The organism is Pseudoalteromonas sp. 2CM36K, assembly GCF_023161865.1.
GTDB lineage: Bacteria > Pseudomonadota > Gammaproteobacteria > Enterobacterales > Alteromonadaceae > Pseudoalteromonas > Pseudoalteromonas tetraodonis.
In genome coordinates this window covers 1-607 of record NZ_JALNTK010000058.1, presented here as the reverse complement: position 1 = coordinate 607, position 607 = coordinate 1, and the positions used below count along the sequence as shown (strand labels likewise).

General features: G+C 45.1%; 1 rRNA gene. It reads left to right on the top strand.

What is annotated here, in order from left to right:
* Positions 1–80: 80 nt before the first annotated feature.
* Positions 81–607, top strand: a 23S ribosomal RNA gene (locus tag MTN97_RS17810); the annotation flags it as partial.

Below are 607 nucleotides of genomic sequence, written 5' to 3'. Positions count from 1 at the left end.
ATTGGTATCTACTTTAGTATTCAATATTAACTTCTGGCGAAGTTAAACTGTCACAAAACAAAGACCCGTTTGGGTTGTATGGTTAAGTGACTAAGCGTACACGGTGGATGCCTTGGCAGTTGGAGGCGATGAAGGACGTATTAACTTGCGATAAGCCTAGTCAAGCTAGTAAAAAGCACTTGAGACTAGGATTTCCGAATGGGGAAACCCACCTGCTTGCAGGTATCGTTAACTGAATACATAGGTTAACGAGGCGAACGCGGAGAACTGAAACATCTAAGTACCCGTAGGAAAAGAAATCAACCGAGATTCCGAGAGTAGCGGCGAGCGAAATCGGAACAGCCCTTAAGCTTATTATGTGTTAATGGAAGGCTCTGGAAAGTGCCACGATACAGGGTGATAGTCCCGTACATGAAAACGCATTTTAAGTGAAATCGAGTAGGTCGGAGCACGTGAAACTTTGACTGAATATAGGTGGACCATCATCTAAGGCTAAATACTCCCAACTGACCGATAGTGAACCAGTACCGTGAGGGAAAGGCGAAAAGAACCCCTGTGAGGGGAGTGAAATAGAACCTGAAACCGTGTACGTACAAGCAGTAGGAGC